At 42.1% G+C, this 22,101-nt stretch carries 20 protein-coding genes; 2 read left to right on the forward strand and 18 right to left on the reverse strand.

Annotated features, from left to right (window positions below):
- Positions 1 to 105 precede the first annotated feature (105 nt).
- The 7 genes from FXF36_RS14790 to FXF36_RS14815 form a co-directional block, all read right to left on the reverse strand.
- On the reverse strand, positions 106 to 933 hold the full coding sequence (locus tag FXF36_RS14790; protein WP_202880049.1) for a DUF4422 domain-containing protein: 828 nt from the start codon (positions 931 to 933) through the stop codon (positions 106 to 108).
- Between the two features lie 67 nt (positions 934 to 1,000).
- The gene (locus FXF36_RS16415; RefSeq protein WP_167511410.1) at positions 1,001 to 1,138 is read right to left on the reverse strand and encodes a hypothetical protein; all 138 of its coding nucleotides are present in this window, start codon (positions 1,136 to 1,138) and stop codon (positions 1,001 to 1,003) included.
- Positions 1,139 to 1,210: 72 nt separating this feature from the next.
- Positions 1,211 to 2,299, reverse strand: coding sequence for a glycosyltransferase family 2 protein (locus FXF36_RS14795; protein ID WP_151625404.1), 1,089 nt, complete (start codon positions 2,297 to 2,299; stop codon positions 1,211 to 1,213).
- A 72-nt stretch (positions 2,300 to 2,371) separates the two neighbouring features.
- Positions 2,372 to 2,467 (reverse strand): FeoB-associated Cys-rich membrane protein, encoded by a 96-nt coding sequence (locus FXF36_RS16660; protein WP_243143530.1) that lies wholly within the window; start codon positions 2,465 to 2,467, stop codon positions 2,372 to 2,374.
- Entirely contained in the window at positions 2,433 to 4,868 is a 2,436-nt protein-coding gene (feoB, locus tag FXF36_RS14805; RefSeq protein WP_151625408.1) for a ferrous iron transporter B, read from the reverse strand. The genes FXF36_RS16660 and feoB overlap by 35 nt, the downstream gene beginning before the upstream one ends.
- 23 nt (positions 4,869 to 4,891) lie before the next feature.
- Positions 4,892 to 5,110, reverse strand: a complete 219-nt coding sequence (locus FXF36_RS14810) for a FeoA family protein (RefSeq protein ID WP_151625410.1) — start codon at positions 5,108 to 5,110, stop codon at positions 4,892 to 4,894.
- A 16-nt stretch (positions 5,111 to 5,126) separates the two neighbouring features.
- Positions 5,127 to 5,300: a FeoA family protein gene (locus tag FXF36_RS14815; RefSeq protein WP_243143531.1), complete on the reverse strand. Its 174-nt coding sequence runs from the start codon at positions 5,298 to 5,300 to the stop codon at positions 5,127 to 5,129.
- Positions 5,301 to 5,555: 255 nt separating this feature from the next.
- On the opposite strand from FXF36_RS14815, the gene FXF36_RS14820 reads away from it, so the two are divergent.
- Positions 5,556 to 6,488: a carbamate kinase gene (locus FXF36_RS14820; RefSeq protein WP_151625412.1), complete on the forward strand. Its 933-nt coding sequence runs from the start codon at positions 5,556 to 5,558 to the stop codon at positions 6,486 to 6,488.
- Here FXF36_RS14820 and FXF36_RS14825 read toward each other — a convergent pair.
- The 8 genes from FXF36_RS14825 to FXF36_RS14860 all read right to left on the reverse strand — a co-directional run bounded on the left by FXF36_RS14825 (position 6,427) and on the right by FXF36_RS14860 (position 17,784).
- Positions 6,427 to 6,888, reverse strand: a complete 462-nt coding sequence (locus FXF36_RS14825; protein ID WP_151625414.1) for a VanZ family protein — start codon at positions 6,886 to 6,888, stop codon at positions 6,427 to 6,429. The two genes, FXF36_RS14820 and FXF36_RS14825, sit on opposite strands and share 62 nt — an antisense overlap.
- A gap of 46 nt (positions 6,889 to 6,934) precedes the next feature.
- The gene (locus tag FXF36_RS14830) at positions 6,935 to 8,308 is read right to left on the reverse strand and encodes a S1C family serine protease (protein ID WP_151625416.1); all 1,374 of its coding nucleotides are present in this window, start codon (positions 8,306 to 8,308) and stop codon (positions 6,935 to 6,937) included.
- A 117-nt stretch (positions 8,309 to 8,425) separates the two neighbouring features.
- Positions 8,426 to 10,258: a glutamine--fructose-6-phosphate transaminase (isomerizing) gene (glmS, locus tag FXF36_RS14835; RefSeq protein ID WP_151625417.1), complete on the reverse strand. Its 1,833-nt coding sequence runs from the start codon at positions 10,256 to 10,258 to the stop codon at positions 8,426 to 8,428.
- Positions 10,259 to 10,341: 83 nt separating this feature from the next.
- Complete coding sequence (locus FXF36_RS14840; RefSeq protein WP_151625419.1) at positions 10,342 to 11,733, reverse strand: LCP family protein; 1,392 nt, start codon at positions 11,731 to 11,733, stop codon at positions 10,342 to 10,344.
- 155 nt (positions 11,734 to 11,888) lie between these two features.
- Positions 11,889 to 13,403: a glycosyltransferase family 2 protein gene (locus tag FXF36_RS14845; protein WP_151625421.1), complete on the reverse strand. Its 1,515-nt coding sequence runs from the start codon at positions 13,401 to 13,403 to the stop codon at positions 11,889 to 11,891.
- A gap of 2 nt (positions 13,404 to 13,405) precedes the next feature.
- Entirely contained in the window at positions 13,406 to 14,830 is a 1,425-nt protein-coding gene (locus FXF36_RS14850) for a sugar transferase (protein WP_174819759.1), read from the reverse strand.
- A 127-nt stretch (positions 14,831 to 14,957) separates the two neighbouring features.
- Positions 14,958 to 15,929, reverse strand: coding sequence for a glycosyltransferase family 2 protein (locus tag FXF36_RS14855; RefSeq protein WP_151625423.1), 972 nt, complete (start codon positions 15,927 to 15,929; stop codon positions 14,958 to 14,960).
- Positions 15,930 to 15,942: 13 nt separating this feature from the next.
- Positions 15,943 to 17,784, reverse strand: a complete 1,842-nt coding sequence (locus FXF36_RS14860) for a glycosyltransferase family 2 protein (protein WP_151625425.1) — start codon at positions 17,782 to 17,784, stop codon at positions 15,943 to 15,945.
- Here FXF36_RS14860 and FXF36_RS14865 point away from each other — a divergent pair.
- Entirely contained in the window at positions 17,783 to 19,393 is a 1,611-nt protein-coding gene (locus FXF36_RS14865; RefSeq protein WP_167511412.1) for a hypothetical protein, read from the forward strand. The genes FXF36_RS14860 and FXF36_RS14865 overlap by 2 nt on opposite strands.
- Positions 19,394 to 19,412: 19 nt before the next feature.
- Here the strand turns inward: FXF36_RS14865 and FXF36_RS14870 are convergent, their stop codons facing one another.
- The 3 genes from FXF36_RS14870 to FXF36_RS14880 form a co-directional block, all read right to left on the reverse strand.
- A complete protein-coding gene (locus tag FXF36_RS14870; protein WP_151625430.1) occupies positions 19,413 to 19,835 on the reverse strand; it encodes a GtrA family protein in 423 nt (140 codons plus the stop codon).
- A complete protein-coding gene (locus FXF36_RS14875) occupies positions 19,836 to 20,909 on the reverse strand; it encodes an acyltransferase family protein (RefSeq protein WP_151625432.1) in 1,074 nt (357 codons plus the stop codon).
- 515 nt (positions 20,910 to 21,424) lie between these two features.
- Positions 21,425 to 22,012: an NADH peroxidase gene (locus FXF36_RS14880; protein ID WP_151625434.1), complete on the reverse strand. Its 588-nt coding sequence runs from the start codon at positions 22,010 to 22,012 to the stop codon at positions 21,425 to 21,427.
- Positions 22,013 to 22,101: the final 89 nt, after the last annotated feature.

Genomic DNA, 22,101 nt, shown 5'->3' on the forward strand with positions numbered 1-22,101 from the left:
ATACGTTATACAAAGTAACAGTTTTGTTAGAACTTTTTTGTGAATTTTACACTATACAAAGTAATTGTCTGAGTATTACACCACATTATTCCAATATCTGTTGCTTTACGCACTCTTTGTGTACTTTTTACCGAAGAACTTGGCCTCTAAGAACCACCAGCCTTTTTTAATCCAATTGATTTTCTCAGAGTAGGCTGCAGTGACCTCAGTCACCTTCTTTCCTTCGGTCTGAATCTTCAAAATCCATACGTTCATAAGGATTTCGCTGACTCTTCCAAAAAGGCGTGCCTGGAAAGCGGAGAGTCCGGTTACGTCCACACGCTGCTCAACTCCTTCAAGAAGTTTGAAAAGCCACTGAGCATAATCATCAAAGCATTCTTTTTTCATAATGCACATGTTGTACATACTTCCATTAGTTCGTGAATAGATGGCATCCAAATATTTCAAATCCTCTGGAAAAACTCTCGCCATTACCTCACGAGCCACATCCAAATGCATGCCATCCATGGTATGTGAATAGTGGCTATACAGAGTCTCAATAAAATATTTATTTCGTTTCGGAATGATAACATCATATTCTGACATAAGTGCTTCTATCTCCTGCTGTGTCAATACATTGCTAAAAGCATCTTTGTCATCGCCAAGACTTTTCTTGCTAGCAAAGAATCGCCTGTAGTGGCACAATCCCACCACATCTGCTGTCACATTCTTCCATATATAATATGTACCTGTGAGCTCACAATAATATGGATTCTTCTGGGAGATATTCTCTCCGCAATCATCCCTGATTATGGCTCCAGTTCTATTTTTAATTCCAAGCTGTTCGTATGTAATTGGGTCTTTGCCAGCGGCGCCCACCTGAATTGGAACATAGCAGGCTTCCTCCAGCAATTGACAAGGTTTGTGTGTCGCCACAAATATTTTTATATCCAAGGCACAGTCTCCCATAAAAAGAGACGTCTATTTCCATAGACGTCTCACATAATCTCAAATAAGGATGCTAATCCTCTTCGCCGTCTTCCTCGTCTACAATTGCTGCCGCAGCACCTGAAACCGCAGATACCACTGCAATAACTGCAACAATGACAACTAGTAACAATAGTGCAAAAAAGAAAATCAAAAAACCGCCCTCAGTCATACAAAACCCTCCTTCTCACAACATTCATTATAGCCCTTTCAATACCTAAAAGCAAACAGACAAATCGCCACCTTATCGTATCTGCTTCGCGCGATTGAACACGCCTGGGAAGTACTGTTTTGTATACTTCATCAAACGCGCGCGACGAAGAGCTGTACCAAACATGCCATCGGCAATTGGTTTGTAGAGAAGTTTTATTGTTTTGGAATCGCTTGGAAGGTATCTGCTAAACTCCTGGAATAATTCTGTCTGTGATTCCTTCTTACACCATGCAAGAATATCGTCAGTTTTTGTTTTAGTTTCAAGCTGTCGCACCATAGCTGACTGGAAGCTACGGAAGTATTCTTTGGCAAGGATTCCCAAAACCTCAAAGTCGCAAGTCTTCCATTTTTGCTGCTGCTCATAAATTCGCTTAACGCGAATTTTCTGCAACTCAAAATAATCATCTATTTCGCCGCCTGTGAGCCTCATCTGTCCCTGGTTACGATAGTGATAAAGCACATCGTTTAATATCATTAACGACTCAGTATAATCAAGCATATCGCAGTTGAACAGGATATCCTCCACATGCTTTATCTTCTGGAAACGAAGGTTATGTTCCTTCACAACGCTGGTCTTGTAACATTTGTTCCAAGGGTAGCCAAGCATGGTAATTTCCTCCATCTGCATGGCAAGCCTATGGATAGTTACTGGGTCGTTGGTGGAAATAACATCATCATCATAATCCAACAGCTCGAGAGTAATACCTTTTCTATATTCCATCTTACCTGTTTCGTAATTACGATAATCCTCAGTGAAGCTATACACCAGCAAGTCAACCTGATTACGCTGTAATGCTGCTGCACACACCCTAAGAAGATTTCGCTCATACAAATCATCTGGATCGAGGAATAAAATGTAATCTCCAGTGGCATGATCTATGCCCGTATTTCTTGCTGCCGAAACACCTTGATTTGTGTCGTGCCGTATGTAGATAAATCTGTCATCTCTCTGAACAAAAGTCCGCGCGATATCACCAGATTTATCTGGAGAGCAGTCATCCACAATGATAACCTCAAAGTTGTCATAGGTTTGCATCATGAGGCAGCCTAGGGCATCACCTATATAATCTCCTACCCCATAGGTAGGAACAATTACCGAAAATTTTATTTTGTCGTTCATATTTTCATCATACCAAACTGTAACTCAAAAAAATACCCCTAGGGAAAATATTCCCAGGGGTATTATTATGCATTAATGACATCCACCGCAACTTCCGCAGTTACCACCACATCCGCCGCCGTTTTTATGTTTCTTAACCAGCGATTTTACTATTGCTGACACTATCACTATTAGAATTAATACTACTATTGCTGTTCCCATTGTATTTATCCTTTCTTACTACACCATAAACCAAAAGTGCGATTGCAGCAAGTCCAAATACGATACCAACACCTGCACCTTCACCTGTGAACACACGGCCTACCTGGTAGATAATGAGTCCGATTACCCATGCGAAGCCACACTGATATCCGATGGCTGTCCAGAACCACTTAGTGTTGTTCATCTCACGCTTGATTGCACCCATGGCTGCGAAGCAAGGAGCGCAAAGAAGGTTGAATGCAAGGAATGCCATACCTGATGCATTAGTAAATGCTGCTCGCATTGTATCATAAACATTTCCTGATGCACCATAGATAATAGCAAGTGTACCTACGATGTTTTCCTTAGCTACAAGACCTGTGATTGAAGCAACTGTTGCCTCCCAATCACCAAAGCCAAGTGGAATGAAAATCCAAGCAAGCGCCTTACCAAGACCTGCTAAAATCGAAGAATCAATTTGATCCTCTTCAAGCATTGTAAAGGCACCATCAACAAATCCAAAGAATGTACAGAACCAAACTACGATTGTTGAAAGTAAGATGATAGTACCTGCCTTCTTAATGAATGACCAGCCACGCTCCCACATACTACGAAGCACATTTGTAACTGTTGGCCAATGATATGCAGGAAGCTCCATAACAAATGGTGCCGGGTCGCCAGCGAAGAGCTTTGTCTTCTTAAGCATAATACCTGATACGATGATTGAGAAAATTCCAAGGAAATAAGCTGTTGGTGCAACCCAAGCTGCTCCACCGAAGATAGCGCCTGCTACCATTGCGATGAATGGAAGCTTAGCTCCACATGGAATAAATGTTGTTGTCATGATTGTCATCTTACGGTCTCTATCATTTTCGATAGTACGTGATGCCATGATACCAGGAACACCACAACCAGTACCGATAAGCATTGGGATGAATGACTTACCTGAAAGACCAAACTTTCTGAAGATACGGTCCATGATGAATGCAACACGTGCCATGTAACCGCAAGCCTCAAGGAATGCAAGGAAGATGAAAAGTACAAGCATCTGTGGAACGAAACCAAGCACTGCACCCACACCTGCTACGATACCATCAAGGATAAGTCCCTTAACTACATCGTTACAATTAATAGCATCAAGGCCTGCCTCTACAAATACAGGAACACCAGGAATCCATACGCCGTAGTCAGCTGGGTCTGGCTCCTCGTTAGCTTCTACATAAGCTTTTGCAGCTGCGTAATCATCAAGTGAAGCTGTCTCATACTCAACTGCTGCAGTCTCCTCATCCTCTACAGGATATTCAAAATCTCCTGTAGGCTCTGAACCTGTCTCTTCAACAATAAGGTCATAGCCATCTACGATAAGCTGGTTTGCAGTAAACTCATCAGCTGCATCAGCATAGTCACTTGAACCGATTGCAAACAAGTGCCAACCATCGCCGAATACACCATCGTTTGCCCAGTCAGTTGCCCATGTACCTACTGTTGTAACTGAAACGAAATATACCAGGAACATTACAACTGCGAAAATTGGAAGTGCAAGGAATCTGTTAGTAACAACCTGATCAATCTTGTCAGAGGTTGTCATTCCCTTCTTAGCTTTCTTTACACATTCATTAATGATTGTACCAATGTAATTATATCTCTCGCCTGTGATGATAGACTCAGCATCATCATCAAGCTCCTTCTCGCAAGAAGCGATGTCCTTCTCGATATGTCCGATAACATCTGCTGAAAGACCAAGCTTCTCCTGAATCTTCTCATCGCGCTCAAATAACTTGATTGAATACCAACGCTGAACATTTTCGTCATTAATATTATGTAAACAAAGCTCCTCAATATGAGCAAGTGCATGTTCAACTGAGCCATTAAATCTATGCTTTGGTGACTGTGCATTTGCCCTCTTTGCAGCCTTAACTGCTGCATCTACGATTTCCTTGAGACCTCTGTTCTTAAGAGCTGAAATCTCTACAACAGGAACACCTATTTCCTCTGAAAGCTTCTTGGTGTTAATCTTGTCGCCGTTTTTCTCAACAACATCCATCATATTGATAGCGATGACAACTGGAATACCAAGCTCTACGACCTGAGTTGTAAGATAAAGGTTTCTCTCAAGGTTTGTACCATCGATTACATTGATGATTGCCTCTGGCTTCTCATCAATAAGGTAGTTACGAGAAACAACCTCCTCAAGTGTGTATGGTGAAAGGGAATAAATACCAGGGAGATCCACAATCTTAACTTCCTTGTCACCCTTGTACTTTCCTTCCTTATACTCTACTGTAACACCAGGCCAGTTTCCAACAAACTGATTTGAACCTGTAAGTGCATTAAATAATGTTGTTTTACCGCAGTTTGGATTACCTGCAAGTGCAATTCTGATTCCCACTTTTCTATCCTCCTAATCTTTTGTTAGCAAACTTCAATCATCTCTGCATCGGCCTTACGAACTGAAAGCTCATAGCCTCTGACTGTTATTTCCACAGGATCTCCAAGTGGTGCAATCTTGCGAACGTAAACCTCCACGCCCTTAGTAATTCCCATATCCATGATTCTGCGCTTTACTGCGCCTTCGCCAGTGATTTTTGTTACCTTGGCTGTCTGGCCAATCTTAACATCTCTCAGTGTCATATTTTCTCTCCTTTTACTAAACCATTATCTTCTGAGCCAGCTGCTTATCCACAGCCACTCTGGAATCCTTAACATTAACGATTAGATTTCCTCCAATCTGGCTTACCACTGTGACGTACCCACCTGGTACAAATCCCAGTTCCTGAAGATGGCGCTTAACCTCTTCGTTGCCGCCAATTCTTTTAATCATTTGTTCTTCGCCTTCTGGCGCTACGATTAATGGCATCATCTCTAACCTCGATTTCATTTGTATAATCTACGTTAGTACTCACTAACGCGTATATAATATATCACTATCTAACTCTTGTTGCAATAGCCTAACCCAAGTTTCATAATATTATCGAAAGTTTTATATAAATATCTGACTATTTTCAAAATCGTTATGGTAGAATAGGTACATATTTAATTACAACTTGCATATTTGCGTATTAAATGGAGGCATCGTATGAGCAAAAAGAGAATTGTTATCGCACTTGGACATGACGCACTTGGTACTACAGTTTTGGAGCAGTGGAATGCGACTAAGCGCACAGCTGTTGCAGTGGCAGAATTTATTGCCCAGGACTATCAGGTGGTAATCACACACAGCAATGGCCCACAGGTTGGCATGATTCACACTGCACTTTCTGAGTTCTATCAAAATCATCCAGACTACACACCTACTCCAATGTCTGTCTGCTCAGCAATGAGCCAAGGCTACATCGGCTACGATTTACAGCAGGCTATCCGCTCAGAGTTAGTTGGCCGCGGCGTTTACAAGCCAGTATCAACAATCCTCACTCAGGTTACAGTTGACCCATACGATGAAGCTTTTTATAAACCTACTAAAATAATTGGAAGAGTTATGACTGCCGAAGAGGCAGAAGCTGAGGAAGCCAAGGGCAATCACACCACACAGGTGGAAGGCGGTTTCCGTAGAATTGTGGCTGCACCAAAGCCAATGGAAATTGTAGAAATTGATGCTATCAAAGCACTCTGTGAGGCAGATCAGGTTGTCATTGCCTGTGGCGGTGGTGGTATCCCAGTCCTCACTCAGGACAACAAGCTTAAGGGTGCATCAGCTGTAGTTGAAAAGGATACAGCAGCAGGTCTTCTTGCATCAGAGCTTGATGCAGACATGCTTGTCATCCTCACTTCAGTTACTAAGGTTTGTAGAAATTTTGGTAAAGAAAACCAAGAGCCTCTTGATTACATTTCTGTATCAGAAGCTAAGAAAATGCTTGAAGCTGGTGAATTCGGTGCCACAGATATGGCACCAAAGATTCAGGCTGCCATCGATTACATCGGTGACTCAGCCATCCGTAAAGTACTTATCACTAAGCTTTCCGATGCTGGCAATGCTGTCGGCGGCCAGACCGGAACCATGATTGGAAAATAATTGTCAGTAAAATGCCAAGGGTCGCTCCAGCTAAGTCAACCCACATGTCAGATACCTGGCCTGAGCGACCCTCGACAAAGAGCTGAATTGTTTCATCTACAAATGCTGCTGAAAGCACCATTCCAACTGATTCAATGAATCTTCTAAAACTTTCTGTGACGAAGCATGACACCTCTAGAGATATCAATACCCCCAGCACTCCATATTCTGTAAAATGGGCAGCCTTTCTAACCAGAAACATTCCATCATCATTGTATGGAATAAATGGGAGATACTTTGAAAAGAAATCCAAGAACACTCCGCTTTCTGCATCTGATACTTCTGCCACCTGCATGCTGTGGCCCCAGATGAAACATAGCCACAAAATAATTAAAATCCCTAAAATAATCTTCTTTTTCATAAAGAGTATTGTAACAAAGGACTGGCATTTCTGCCAGTCCTTTCCTTTACTGTACTTTATCAATTTTTCTTGTAAGAGTAACCTCCAGTGTTTCCTCCTGATAGTCGTTGTCTGCACGGGCAACTGTGATTTCTACAGTGGTGCCAGCCGGGATGTACTTCATGATATTGTTCAGTGTATTTACTGAAGTAACCTTACGACCGTTGAAGCTTGTGATGACATCCTCTACCTTGATGCCAGCAGCCTCTGCGCCAGATCCTGTAACAACCTGCGCTACATAAACGCCAACAGGTACGTTGTACTGCTCAGACATCTCCTGAGTGATATCCTTGCCTGCAATACCGATGTAAGAAGCATCAAGTTCTGAAACTACATCATTGTCAATCATTTGCTGGATGATGTTCCATGCATAGCTGATTGGGATTGCATAACCCATGCCTTCAACCTGCTCACTTGAAAGCTTTGCAGAAACGATACCGATAACCTCACCCTTTGCGTTAAGAAGCGCACCACCTGAGTTTCCAGGATTTACTGCTGCATTTGTCTGGATGAGTGAATTAGTAACTGTATTTCCGTCATCGTCCTGGATTGAAACTTCCCTGTCCTTTGCAGAGATGATACCATCTGTAACTGATGTACCATAGCCAAGGGCATTACCAATTACTATTGCCGCCTCACCAACGACTGTTGCATCAGAATCGCCAAGTGTTGCAACCTTGATTGCTGAAAGTGTGTCAGCCTTGATATCTGAAACAGCTACGGATACAACTGCAAGGTCGCAGGAAGAATCTGTTCCCTTTATTGTGCCCTCGACAGCCTCTCCATCATTGAAGGTGATTGTAAGTGTCTCTGCACCGCTGACTACGTGATTATTTGTAGCAATGTAAATATAATTATCATCCTGTGAAACAATGATTCCAGAACCAGCTGATGTAGTTGGCTGCTGGTATAGACCAAACAGTGTCTGGTATTCCTTGATTCCTACATTTGTAACCTGAACGATTGCAGGAAGTACATTCTGTGCAATCTCTGAAACATCAGTTGTAATCTTTGTGGAAGCTGTGGTTCCAACTGCTGTACTTGTTGATGAAACCTTTTCCTTCTCGGAAGAAGAATCATCTGACTTGGTGGTTTCGATTGCCGTCTGTGAATTTGCATCTATCAGCTTGTTTGAAACAACCACTACTGATTGGAATGCCAAACCTGCAATAAGACCAAAAACTAAAGCAACTGCTGCTGTACGTCCAAGCTTCTTGCCAAAGGTACTCTGCTTTTTCTTTTTTGCTCTATTGCCATCATCATATGGTGACCACTGGTAATAGGACTCACCCTGATTAATTTCATCTTTCTTATAGGAATATGTTGAGTTGTTCTGCTCATTTGTGTTTGAGCCATTGTCATTGTTGAAAAAATCGCTCATAAACTCGCCTCCGTTTCTTAATTACAGGTAGTAGTTTAAATCTTGAATGTGATAAGTAAGTGAAAGGTACTTGTTTTTCATGAGAAAAATACAAGTACCTTTTGAGTTTATTCAGATTTATTCAACAGTAACTGACTTTGCTAAGTTTCTAGGATGATCTACATCATATCCCTTTCCAACTGATACGTAGTAACCGAAGAGCTGGAGTGGAATGATAGCAAGCGAGTTTGTAAAGTAACGGTTTGTCTTTGGAACATACATTACATAGTCCGCTACCTTCTCAATGTCCTCGTTTCCAACTGTTGTAACCGCAAGAATGAAAGCGCCACGAGTCTTGCACTCTACGATGTTTGAAACAGTCTTTGCGTAAACACTATCCTGTGTAGCAACAGCGCCGACAAGTGTACCCTCCTCAATAAGAGAAATTGTACCGTGCTTCAGCTCACCTGCTGCATAAGCCTCTGAATGAATATATGAAATTTCCTTGAGCTTAAGTGAACCCTCAAGGGCAATTGCATAGTCGATACCACGACCGATAAAGAATACATCCTTTGCAGCAACAAATCTGTTTGCAAACTTCTGAATACGTTCCTTGTTTCCAAGAAGCATCTCAATCTGCTCTGGAAGCATCTTTAAATCTGTGATGAGCTCCTTCATCTCCTCAGGCTTGAGAAGTCCTCTAACCTCTGCGAACTTCATAGCAAGAAGATAGAAAGCTACGAGCTGTGCTGAGTATGCCTTTGTTGTAGCAACTGAAATCTCAGGGCCTGCCCAAGTGTACATAACCTTTTCAGCTTCGCGGGCGATAGATGAACCAACTACGTTTACGATAGCCAGAGTCATATTGCCCATTGCGCGAGCCATACGTACAGCTTCCTTTGTATCGGCTGTCTCACCTGACTGTGAAACTGCTATAACGAGCTCATTATCCTGAAGAATAGGATTGCGGTATCTGAACTCTGATGCAATATCAACCTCTACAGGGATACGTGCCATATCCTCAAATACGTACTTTGCTGTAACACCTGTGTGATAAGCACTACCGCAAGCAACGATACGGATGCGGGAAATAGACTTGATTTCCTCATCTGTCATACCAAGCTCTTCGATATCAACTGTATTGTCCTTGATACGAGGGCTGATAGTATCACGAACAGTCTTTGGCTCCTCGTGAATTTCCTTAATCATGAAGTGGTCGTAGCCACCCTTTTCTGCTGCGTCAACATCCCAGTCAATTGTCTTAGACTGCTTCTCGATTGGCTGACCATCAACATCATAGAACTCAATTGAGTTCTCTGTAAGCTTTGCAATTTCCTCATTCTCGATGAAGTAAACATTGCGTGTATACTTAAGAACAGCTGGAACATCAGAAGCAATAAGATTGCCGTCCTTTCCAAGACCAACGATAAGTGGGCTGTCCTTTCTAACTGAAAAAATAGTATCAGGATAATCTGCAAAGATGATTCCAAGTGCATAAGCACCCTCAACACGGTGCATAACCTTTGTCACACATGCAAGTGGATCATTACCCTGCTTGTAATAATAATCAAGAAGGTGTGCAACAACCTCTGTATCTGTCTCTGACTTGAAGTTGTAGCCACGGCCGATGAGCTTTTCCTTAAGCTTTGCATAGTTCTCGATAATACCATTGTGAACTACTGCAATAGTCTCCGCTTCGTTGAGATGTGGATGAGCATTTGTCTCGCTAGGCTCACCATGAGTAGCCCAACGTGTGTGACCAATACCGATTGTTCCAGGCAGTGTCTCACCATCATGAGTCTTCTCTGAAAGGAGACGAAGACGTCCCTTTGCCTTTTCAAACTCGATCTTCTTTCCATCATAAACAGCCATACCTGCTGAGTCGTAGCCTCTGTATTCAAGCTTGCTAAGACCATCTAAAAGAATTGGTGCAGCCTGTGACTTTCCAACATATCCAACTATTCCACACATAATATTTTCCTTTCTGTGAAACAAGGGGACTAGCCCTTTATTAAAATGCTAATCCCCGTTGATTGTAAGTTTGTAAAATTATATTATTGACCGTCTATGGTCTGGTTAATCTCCGCACTAGATTCATTCAATCCAGTCTCATTTACAATGTGGTCGCTAATAACATCGACCATATCATCTGTAGGATCATAATTATCCTGATTGTAAAGGAACTGATGAAGCTGCGCTACGTTTGAAGTAAGCGTACATGGTACAACGACGCTACCTGTTTTCTTGCTGACTGTCTTGGTCTTGAGTGCAAATGGGAATCCTGAAGACTCTGCCATGTTGTACTTTCCAACCTCTGTAGCCATTCCGATGCACTGTGTAAGTGAAAGGCTGGTAGAAATCTTAGGGAATACGTCATCAGCAATTTTGTTGAGCTGAGAAACGCTTGCGCCCTTTGCCTTCTCAACGATAAGCTTGATAACATTACGCTGAAGCTCGCTTCGACCGTAATCATTATTAACTGCATATCTGTTTCGGCAATATCCAACTACCTGCGCACCATTCATGTGATACATTCCTGGTGAATCAAAGAAGCAATCACTGTATTTCCATCCCTCTTCCTCGTCAGGATAGTAATTAAGGACATTTTCAACCTCTGCGATATAACCTGCGAGAGCATTGATATGTGTCTCAGGATTGTCTGTAGAAATCATCTTGCTTGTAACCTCAAGGTCGAGACCGCCAAGGTCATCAACAATCTTTGCCAAAGCATAGAAATCAACAGAAACATATCCGTCAATCTTGATATCCAGGTTGGTGTTGAGCATCTCGAGAGCCTTCTCAACTCCACCGTGGTTGTAAGCATAGTTACACTTGCGATAAAGGTCCTTATCCACCTGAAGGTAGGTATCACGCTGAACCGAAAGCATCTTAACATCCTTTGTATCATTATTAATAGAAACAAGGATGATGGCATCTGAGTTACCACTGTCAAGATTTCCGTTTGAACGGTTATCTACACCGAAAAGAGCGATGGTGGTGTACTGACTCAGAACCTCTGTTGTGGCCTCATCAAGGTTGTTAACCTCGACTGTATCCATATTGATATTGTCCCAATTAACCTTGCCGAACTTGCTCCAAAGGAAGAATACAAGTGCGAGAATAATTAAGATAACAATCTCGATAACAATAATCTTGGTACGAATCTTTTTCTTACGTGCCGCCTTGCTTGGTCTGCGATTTCTGTTGTTAGAAGGTCGCTGACCTGTTGGTCTGGTACCTGAAGGTCTTGAGCCCTGTCCTGATGGACGCTGTCTCTGTCCTGATGGTCTATCTGCTGAGCTTCTGCCTGAAGCTGATGATCGTCTGGTATTGCTTGAAGATCTGGTGCCTGCCTGTCTGCCGTTTGAGCTGCGAGTACCCTGTGGACGTCTTCTAGGAGAATCCCACTCGTCAATGCTCAAATCGTAATCGTCAAAATTACTCATCTTAACTACTTGTCTCCAATCTTTTCATATACAAAAATTATATGCTGTCATAAACTGACAGCATTATAATTTAGTCTACTCTATGCGTTCTATAATTGTCAAGGAATCTTAATATTTCCGTCATATTTTATAAATCTTTAGAATTTGTTCGAATATTATTCGCCCGTTCCTGGCAATATAAAATTATCCATTCCCAAAGGCAGATTTTTATTGTAAAATCTATCACCTTTTTCTATTAAATCACCATGTTTTTCCATTAATCTTGCATGCACAGGTGAGATTTTTTTTGTCCCAAAATTCTCATTTTCAACTGCTTCTTCTGACTGATTCTCTAATTCGTTTTCCTGCTCTTTTTCAGACTTGGGCTCTTGCTTCTCCACGGCCCTTTCAGGTCTGTTTTTATACCTTGCCACACACTTTGGAACTACCACTGTGCGGAAGCCTCTGGCTCTTGCTCTCAGGCAGAAATCAAGAAGCGCATCCTCCCCTGTAAGGCTTGTATCAAAGCCTCGAAGCATTCTGAAAACCTTGGCATCAATCATGCAGCATGCACCATCAACTGTGCTCACATCCCTTGCCATGCTTCCAAGGCCCTCATAGGTGTCCCTAAAAATTCTCTGGCCGTGAAATGCTGGGTACTGACTGCCATCCTCAGACACGATATAACCTGCGTTATCATAGGTGAAGCCCCGTCCCAAAAATCTGATACCAACCACAGCAACGTCTGGTTGAGACAGATAGGCGTACATTTTCTTGGCATTATTTCTAGTGATAAACTGAACGTTTTCTTCCTTTATAAATTTGTAATCGCCACTAAAGCGGCGGAAGCTGCTATCGTCATATTCAATGTGCCATTTTTTCAAGGAAGGATCCACGCGCCCATCACAAAGCACGCCACTTTGTCTAAGGTAAGAAAGAGCCAGTGCAAGATGCTCCTTGCCGCTGTAATTTGCGGCCTTTCGCTCCTCTTTTGTCATCATCTTGTCAGAGGTTCTCTTGTGATAAAGAAGATATGGGATGTGCTCGATAGGAATCTTTTTGAAGCAGGCACGCAGTAAATACTCGTAGACGTAGGCATATTTAGCCTTCTCATTGAAGGTGCCAAGCTTCTTGAAAGCCTCCTTGGAAATACACAGAAAATCACCAATATAATTTGTCTGAAGTAAAAGCTCCTTATTGAAGCCAGTCTTAAAATGAGGATTGCGTCTGTCCAATCCAATAAGCTCGTCATGATCCGCATAAATGATATAGCTGTTATCTGAGAGGGTATCCTTCAACGCTGTTTCAATGACATTTCTGTTGCCATCCTCATCTACAATTATACCCTTCAGTTCATCGATTTTTTCATTTATAGCCTTCAGTGTGTGATAGCTTAATCTGTCATGCTGGCCGATAAAAACCAAGTTGTCACCCTCAGCAAAATGAGCGCCAACATTTAGCGCATAGGCTCCCCCCACCTTTTTCTTAAGGCGGCGATAGTGAACCTTATCAACAATATCCGGGAAGAATTCCTTGATAGTCACCTCGATTGTATTCGTTGGATTGTCGTCTAAAATATACAACTCGAACTCGCGATATTCCTGCTCGTCGATGGACTCAAGCATGTCCTTAAACTGGTCCATATTTGTATCGTGTGTCCAGACAATCAGGGAAAAATATGCGCCATTCATTATTATTTCGACCCCTTTCCACCAAGTACCACAGCTACAGTTTTAAGTAAGATTCTAATATCAAGTCCAAGGGACCAATTCGCAATATAATCTGTATCAAGTGCAACAACCTGCTCGAAATCCTTCACATCACTCCGACCACTGACCTGCCACATTCCAGTGAGTCCTGGTTTGATGGAAAGTCGTGCCTTATGATGAAGAGCGTAATTTTCATACTCATCCTCAAGAGGTGGGCGTGTGCCTACCAGTGACATATCCCCCTTCAGCACATTCCAAAACTGAGGCAGTTCGTCGATGGAATACTTTCTCATGAAGCGACCGATTGGGAAAACTCGAGGGTCATTTTCCATTTTGAACATGTTGCCCTGAACCTCATTCTGAGCCATCAGCTCCTGCTTTCTGGCCTCCGCATCCATATACATGCTGCGGAATTTATAGAATTTGAATTTGCGACCATTCTTTCCAATTCTGGTCTGTGTGAAAAATACCGGCCCAGGAGATTGAATTTTGATGATAGGAGCAAAAATGATAAATGCAATCAGTGCGAAAACAAGACCGACCAGTGCCCCTGCAATATCAGAAACCCGCTTGATAAATGCCTGGCGATTGTTGGTTATATGCATGCTAGAAGTTAGCACCACATATCGTCCGTAGGTTTCCATTATCTTGTTAGGCATGAGATTGTCAGTATGGATAAGGGCAACGTGAACTGTCAGTCCCTGTTCAACAAAACGTCTTGCCAAATCCTTATGTCCTGCATTTGTTTTGCCATCCAAAAAGACCTCATCCACCACGTTGGTTCTAAGATATTCAAATACGCTATCGGCGGTGGCTATGACAGGTACTCCCATAATTCTCTGTCCCATCATGTCCTTGTCTAAAACAGCCACACCCTTCACCTTAAATTCCATGTATGGGGTGAGGGCGATGTCTCCGAGGCACTCCTCCACCACGTCCGACTCAGACACTACAATAAGGGATGTCTTGTTAACATCCAAAATCATCTTGTGCCTGATTACGCGCTTCCAGCTACATCTAAATGTGTAGGAAATCATAATCATGAACAGGCCAAAAAGAGCAAGGGCAAGTCTTGAATAGAAATATGTGGCCTTCATTGCCTGCATGTAAAGAAGCACTCCAAAGAAATTCACAACAGAGTGCCAAATGGTAGCTAAAGCTTCCTGATATTTTGTTCTTCGTAAAATTCCCGTGTAAGTCTCTGTGAAAAGCACTCCGGTCAAATCCAGAACTGGCAAAATTGTCGCTAGATTCTGATACAGAGTGTAATGCTCAAATCTGCTAACGAATATGATTGCCCCGTCGAATTTAATAAAAACTCCAAGGAACAGTGCAATCTCAGCTGCAAGCATATCAAGCAGAATAAAATCCAGATGCTTGACCCACGACCGTTTCTTTGTCTTGTACAACTTTTTACTTATTCTCCCAATACATTTTTACATTAACACCTATTCCCCCGTAAGGTGTCAAAATACTTAATAGTTATTATAAAATATTCTGTATTCTTTTTCTAGATATTATTAAAACCTGATAAAACTATTTATTATCCTGGTCCTTCTCAAGCTTTACACCGTCATAATCCAGCTTTCTGGCATGATACTCAATATCCTCAAGAAGCTTTCGATTCTTCGCCATCAAATCCCCCATCATTCCAATCATGATTGCGATGAATCCCATCAAAAGAAGTGTACAGCCAAGTATCAGCGACTGAACGTGGCCTGCCCCGCCATCAGTAAAATAGAACACCAAAAATCTGATGATAACCCCGATTCCAACAACAGACGGCAGGATTGAAAAAAGTGTAAAGGTCTTCAGTGGCTGATACATAAGATATGCCCTAAGGATTGTCACCATGGACTTCTTTACATAACCCATCATACTATTGAAAAGTCGTGAGGGTCTAAGCTCGCCATTGGTGCGAATTGGCACGCTGGTCTGTGCAATTCGGTTTCTGCCAGCCTGAACGATTGTCTCCAAGGTATAGGTGTAATCGTTGGTGACATTAAGGCGCATGGCAGCATCCCTTGAATAAGCTCTGAAGCCTGAAGGCGCATCAGGGATATTGGAGTTGCTGGCTTTTTGAACAACCCAGCTTCCAAAATGCTGAAGCTTTTTCTTGGTAGGTGAAAAATGCTCTGTGGCATCAATTGGACGCTCGCCGATGACGATATCCGATTTGCCATCGATAATAGGACGAACCAAAAGCTCGATATCATCTGCCACGTACTGATTATCTGCATCCGTATTTACGATAATGTCAGCTCCGTTTCTAAGGCAGGCATCAAGACCAGCCATGAAGCCGTAAGCCAAGCCCTTGTTGCGACGGAAATTCACCACGTAATTAACACCCCACTTACGGGCAACCTCAACAGTGTTGTCACTGCTGCCGTCGTTGATAATCAGATATTCTATCTCATCAATTCCATCAATGTGCTTTGGCAAATCGTTGAGAGCAATCTCAAGAGTTTCTGCCTCGTTATAGCATGGAATCTGAATAATAAGTTTCATTTAAAAATCCTTTCTAATCTCTTCCGAAAGAGTAGTCAAATTTAGTAAGGGAAAGATTTGGGTTATAGTATGGATCTCCAGCCTCATAAACCTCTTTCCACTTAGCCATGAAATCCTCGGTCTCTCGGTCCATTCTAGCCTTTTTCTCGGCATCCTGATGGTCAAGACCGCGGCTCAACGATTCAAGATGATACCACTGAGCGAACGGTGTGTAAACACAAAGCTTGTTGAGAGCGCGAAGCTTCAGGCAATAATCCACGTCGTTAAAGGCTACTGCAAGCTCCTCATCGAAGCCTCCCACTTCATCCCAAAGAGAACGCTTTGTAAGAAGGCATGCACCAGTAACAGCCGATAAATCCTGAACGCAGGTACTTCTGTAAAAATATCCCACCTGCTCACGACCGCTTCCAAGGAACTGGGAATTGGCCACTCCGCCAAGTCCGAGAATTAAACCTGCATGCTGCACGGTATTGTTTCCATAATAAAGTCTGGCACCAACTACGCCTACATCCTCACGTCTGACAAAGCCCATCATCTCTGAGATGGCATCGGCATTTATCATGCGAGTATCATTGTTAAGAAGAAGGATATAGTCTCCCTTGGCATTTGCCACACCGTAATTCACCAACTTAGAGAAATTGAAGCTGCCCTTTGTCTCTGGGTGAGTCTCAGTATAATTAAGTACCTTTGCATTGATATCACTGCGAAGCTCAAGCTCCTTGTAATACTCAAAAAGCTTTGTGTCATCAGAATTATTTTCAACAATAATGAACTCCACATTGGTATATGAATTCGTATTTACGATACTATCTATGCACTCCTGTAAGTCCTGTCTGTGGTTCATATTGGGAATGACGATAGACAGAAGCGGTGTGTCTGGCCACTCATAAATAGTGCGATAGTAGCCAAGATGAGTATCCAGCTCCACTCGTGCAGGCACACCGATTCTCTTGTAGTGTTCCTCCACAGCGCGGCGACCATTTTCGTATGCGTACATCTTTGCCTCCGGATGGTCCGCTGTGGATGCAGGATGAGTACGCCAGTGATACAGCACTCTTGGAATGTGATAAATATTGTCACACTGTTCCAAAATCCTAAGGTCAAAATCGTGATCCTGTGCACCGTCAAACTCTGACTTAATGCCACCTGAGGCCTTTACCAAATCAGCTCTGGCTACAAACAGGTGGGTGATATAGTTGTGAGAGCAAAGCAAATCAATATTGAAATCCGACTTAAAATGAGGAAGGAAATATTCCTTGGAATCCATATCGATTTTGTCCTCGTCGGAATAGATTGCCTGGATTGTATTGTCCTCGTTCAGAGCCTTTGCAATATAAAACATTGCATCTGGTGTGATAAGGTCATCATGGTCAGTAAAGCCGATGAAATCTCCTGTTGCAAGCTCCATTGCGGCATTTGTATTGCCTGCGATTCCAGTGTTACCCTCCAGCTTTTTATATACGATTCTCTCGTCCCAGATATCGCCAGTGGCTTTCAGGATGATATTGTAAAGTCCATCCTTTGGACTGCCATCCCCAAGGCAAAGCTGCCAGTTAGGATAGGTCTGAGCCGTGAAGGACTGAATAAGCTCCGTAAGAAATCTCTCTGGTGTGTTGTACAGCGGAATTACAATACTGATGACAGGGTTATACGTAAATACGGTATGGCGCTGCTTATCAAGCTCCTCCTTAGTGAGCGGGTGTGCCTTCAAAAACTTCCGGTAGCTATAGTGCTCCTGATCGTGGCCCATTGCCTTTCTGATGGATTTTGCAACTGTCTGCTTCAGGCCATAATGCTGCAAATACAAAAGGCCCTTTTCTATTTTATTTGTAGGTTCTTTATATTCTTTAATCATGGTTTCTATTATAGTTTCTTTCCACTATTGCCGCAACATTCTCTTCCTTGCAAAGCCCAAGTTTATAGATTACAATGAAGTCAACTATGGTCTGGGGAAGGAATTTGATATGACATTTTACGCAGTTATTGGTATCGTTTTGATAATCGCCTTTATGGCGTTGATCGTCCTAGCGTTTCACGCCTCATTGCACAGGAAAATCAGAGGTCGTTTCATCGCTTCGATTTATATTCTTGCCTTCCTTTACATCTGCGCACAGGGACTGTTCTATGCACACGCCCTGCCAGATTCATCACCGGACGAAATGGCACACATCAGCTACATTTATCACGTCCGCACCACTCACGAAATCATTCCACATTTTGAAAATATGCACCTTTTTAGCTCACAGCCAATGAAGTGGTCTGTGAACAACTACGAGTACAATTCCACCTTGATAAACTATCTTTGCCACCCTTCAATTTACTACCACATCATGCAGCTGGCAGGCGGTTTCGAAGAGGTTGAACCGGGAGTTGTTGTTTCCATTGATATGTTTAGGCTTAGGTATTTCAGCATGGGAATTGCCGCCATCGGAATTGCCCTGATGCTTTATATTGGATGGTCACGCATCGACAGGTCAAAGCCTTGGCTTCACTTGATTTATGCCACCACTGTTACCTGTATCCCTATTCTCTGTTTGGAGATGTGCGGTGTTTCAAATGATGCTTTTGCATTGATTACAAGCTGTATCTGTGCACTTGGTCTGATTCGTTTTTGCGAAGGGAATCGAACTCAGCTCACTTATATTTTGATTGCCCTTGGCATTACTTTGAGTTTCTTGAACAAGATGACAACCGCCATGCTTTGTGCTCTGATGGCAATCATTGTGCTGGTTGCTACTATAGTAAAAGAAAAGGATTTTCGACTTTCGCTGAAAAAAGAATTTTGGATTACAACACCACTTTACGTACTACCAGTTATTTATATTATTGTGATTTACCAGCGATATGGTGTACTACAGCCGACACTTAAGGTTATTTCACCTACTGAGTATTTCCAGAATTCCTTCTTTTATGTTGCCGAAGATGAACGCCCTGATGTCGGCGCACTTAGCTACATTGCAAATTATTTCAACAACTTTTTTATTTCCTGGTCGGGACTTGTGACTGGAGATTTGTCACTTAGAAAGAGCTCACCTTGGACTATTTCCACACTTCCAATGGAGTTGCTTTGGATACTGCCTATATTTGCTTTTGCAAAAGAATTTAAGCATGTTGCCGGCAAGCTTACTTTGCCAATCAAGGCTGGCTGGATTTCAGCAATCCTCACCTTTAGCCTTCAGTTGAAAAAGGCCTACGGCAACTGGGTGAACAACGGCTACACCGGTGGCTCGCAGGCAAGATATTATCTGCCAATGCTATTTGTTTTTGCACTGGCTGTGGTATTTATTCTTGATGGACTGCTCAAGGAAAATGGATACGACCCTACCACATCCACAACAACAATTTCTGATGTTGACGAGTATAGAAAAAAGGTTGCATATAATCATTTGATTTACTTCGGTGGGCTGTTATATGCTTTGCTTTTGTTCTACGGGAATTTTCCATTTTTCCTGTTGCATAATTAAATACGTAAAAAGCTTCTCCTTATGGAGAAGCTTTTTTATTCTTAAACACATGTCTTTTTCCGGTGACGTAATTCACCGCGATTACAAACACAGTCATCACTACTTTTCCGATGAGCTTTGGCGCACCAACAACTTCCACAAGAAAAATCAATCCGAAGTAATCAAGGAGCATGGTAGCTCCGCGCCAAAACACAAAGCGACCAAACTCTTTTAAGAGCTCTAGGAAGTTAGCGCAGTGGCTTTTGAACACAAAGTTCTTGTTGCAGATATATGCTGTGAGCTTTACCGTAATCAATGTGATGATATTGGCAATGCGATAGGCCATTCCAAAATGCAACAGAATATCAAACATCAGCACATTTTGGATGCTTGTCAGCACACCGAAAATTGTGTAAAGCCCAGTTTCTTTATTAACTAATTTCTTGTAAATCTTTTCTATCATTTATTTCAACTTCAGCAATTGCTTTTCAAAGAGATGCCAGCTGATAAAAGCCAGTGGCACCACAATCACAATTGACACTCCTAAATTTACATAAGGATCCATACGGACATATTCGTAACCGTCAGGGCTCACTGCCATCCATTCAATTACAAGCTGCTGCGCCAAAAATGACAGTATATATACGCCGTAGGATAAATCGCCAACTTTATCATACGCTCTAGAAATAGCAGAATCATGGAAACCGATGAACAATATCATATAGGTTCCAAAGATTGCAAAGGCAATCTCATAATCAATGAAATAACTGCTTGCAACCAGGCCCACAATCGACGCGATAAATAAATTCACCTTCATTGGAATCTGTTCTCTGTAAAGATAATAGAGAATACCCATTTCAAAGTGGAGTGAAAGTCTGCCAAGGTTCAAAAGAATTCCTGATGGAATCATGTAAAAATGGTCACCAGTAAATCCATAATTGAAGAACAGATAAGTAGCAGCTGAAATAGCAATTAAACCACCGATAGCTTCTTTTTTCCTAATCAAAATCGGGAAGAAAACAAGCACCAGTAAATAGCAAATTACTTCATAACGAAGCGTCCAAATGCTGCCATTTACACTGAAATTAATGTGAGTGGTGAACACACCTGGGAGCCTGGTGTAGGATGACGCAAAAAATAAATTCAGAAGGTAATCCTTTAGGCCTGTTGCAAAATATTCATCTCTGGAAAATTTGGAAAGCATAGGGCCGATGATGTATGCTGTGGACAAAATAAAAAGTCCAAGCAGCGGCCATATTCTAAGGAAACGAGCCTTCAAATACTTAGGGATATTGCGGCTCCTGTCATAGCTTCGGTAAATCAAAAATCCACTGATGATAAAGAAAATATCCACTGCCACCTGACCTGACAGCGCCTTGTGAAAGCTCAGAGTGTACATCAAATCACGCTCCTGCTCTGCAATTGATAGTGCAAGGGAGTGCATGTACATAACCATGAAAGAGGCTACGAGCCTGAGAATATTTAAATTGTTGTTGCGCCCCTGGGAAAGTGTACCGAGGGTTGTTGAATTGTTCATATCTATATTTTAATCTCACTTATTTTTGTTAATAACTTGGTCATTTTAACATAAAAAAGTTCAAAAAAGAAGATTACCCCCTTCGCCTCACTCTAATAACAAGAGACTAAGACACTCCTTTACCCCCTCATTATATAAATACCATATTATTGGGGAATTTCAGTACCACCTGAAAAAGCATAATTAACATGTTTGTGGTACCACTGTACCACAATATAGCTATTATCCATATTTCTGGTGGTATAAAAATGCTTCTAGATACCTCTTTATCAATTGAAATGCTCATTCTTGTGGTACTTTAATACCACCAGATTTCAAAAAAACTTACATAATGGGGTGCTATTCTTAAAAATAGTACCACCATATTTGAAAAGCACTAATATGTTGGGGTTCAATAGCATTATATGACCATAAAATATAGTTAATTCTGGTCTTAAGTCAAATAAATGGACTGGCAATTTATACCAGTCCATTATAATGACTTTTGATTCTATGCGAAAACCAAATGTCAAAGATTATTTAAAATATCTATTCAACAATCCCTCGAGCGCCTTGCCGTGGCGAGCCTCGTCGCGGGCCATCTCGTGAACTGTATCATGGATGGCATCAAGATTATTCTTCTTTGCGCACTTAGCAAGATCGGTCTTGCCAGCTGTTGCGCCGTACTCGCAGTCAACACGCCATGCAAGATTCTTCTTTGTTGATTCGGTCATATTTTTCTCAAGGTCGGAGCCTAACATCTCAGCAAACTTAGCAGCATGCTCTGCCTCTTCAAATGCTGCCTTCTCCCAGTATAGTCCAATCTCTGGGTAGCCCTCTCGATGTGCCACACGAGCCATGCAAAGATACATACCAACCTCTGAGCACTCGCCCTCGAAATTAGCCTTGAGCTGCTCAAAAATGTATTTCTTGTCTTCTTCAGAAACGTCTGGGTTGTTCTTTACAGTAACATCATATAAACCAAATACATGCTCAGCTGCAAGAGCGATTTCGCCTTCAACCTTCTTGAACTTGTCGCCAGATACATGACATACTGGACACTCATCAGGAGGATTATCTCCTTCATGAACATAACCACAAACAGGACATACATACTTAGCCATAGTGTAAAAACTCCTTTCTACAAACACTCAACTCCGAACTGTTACATCTACAAGCCTTAGTTCTCTCTGTAAATGTAAGCTAAAGCTTA

This window comes from Pseudobutyrivibrio xylanivorans (assembly GCF_008935055.1).
GTDB lineage: Bacteria > Bacillota > Clostridia > Lachnospirales > Lachnospiraceae > Pseudobutyrivibrio > Pseudobutyrivibrio xylanivorans_A.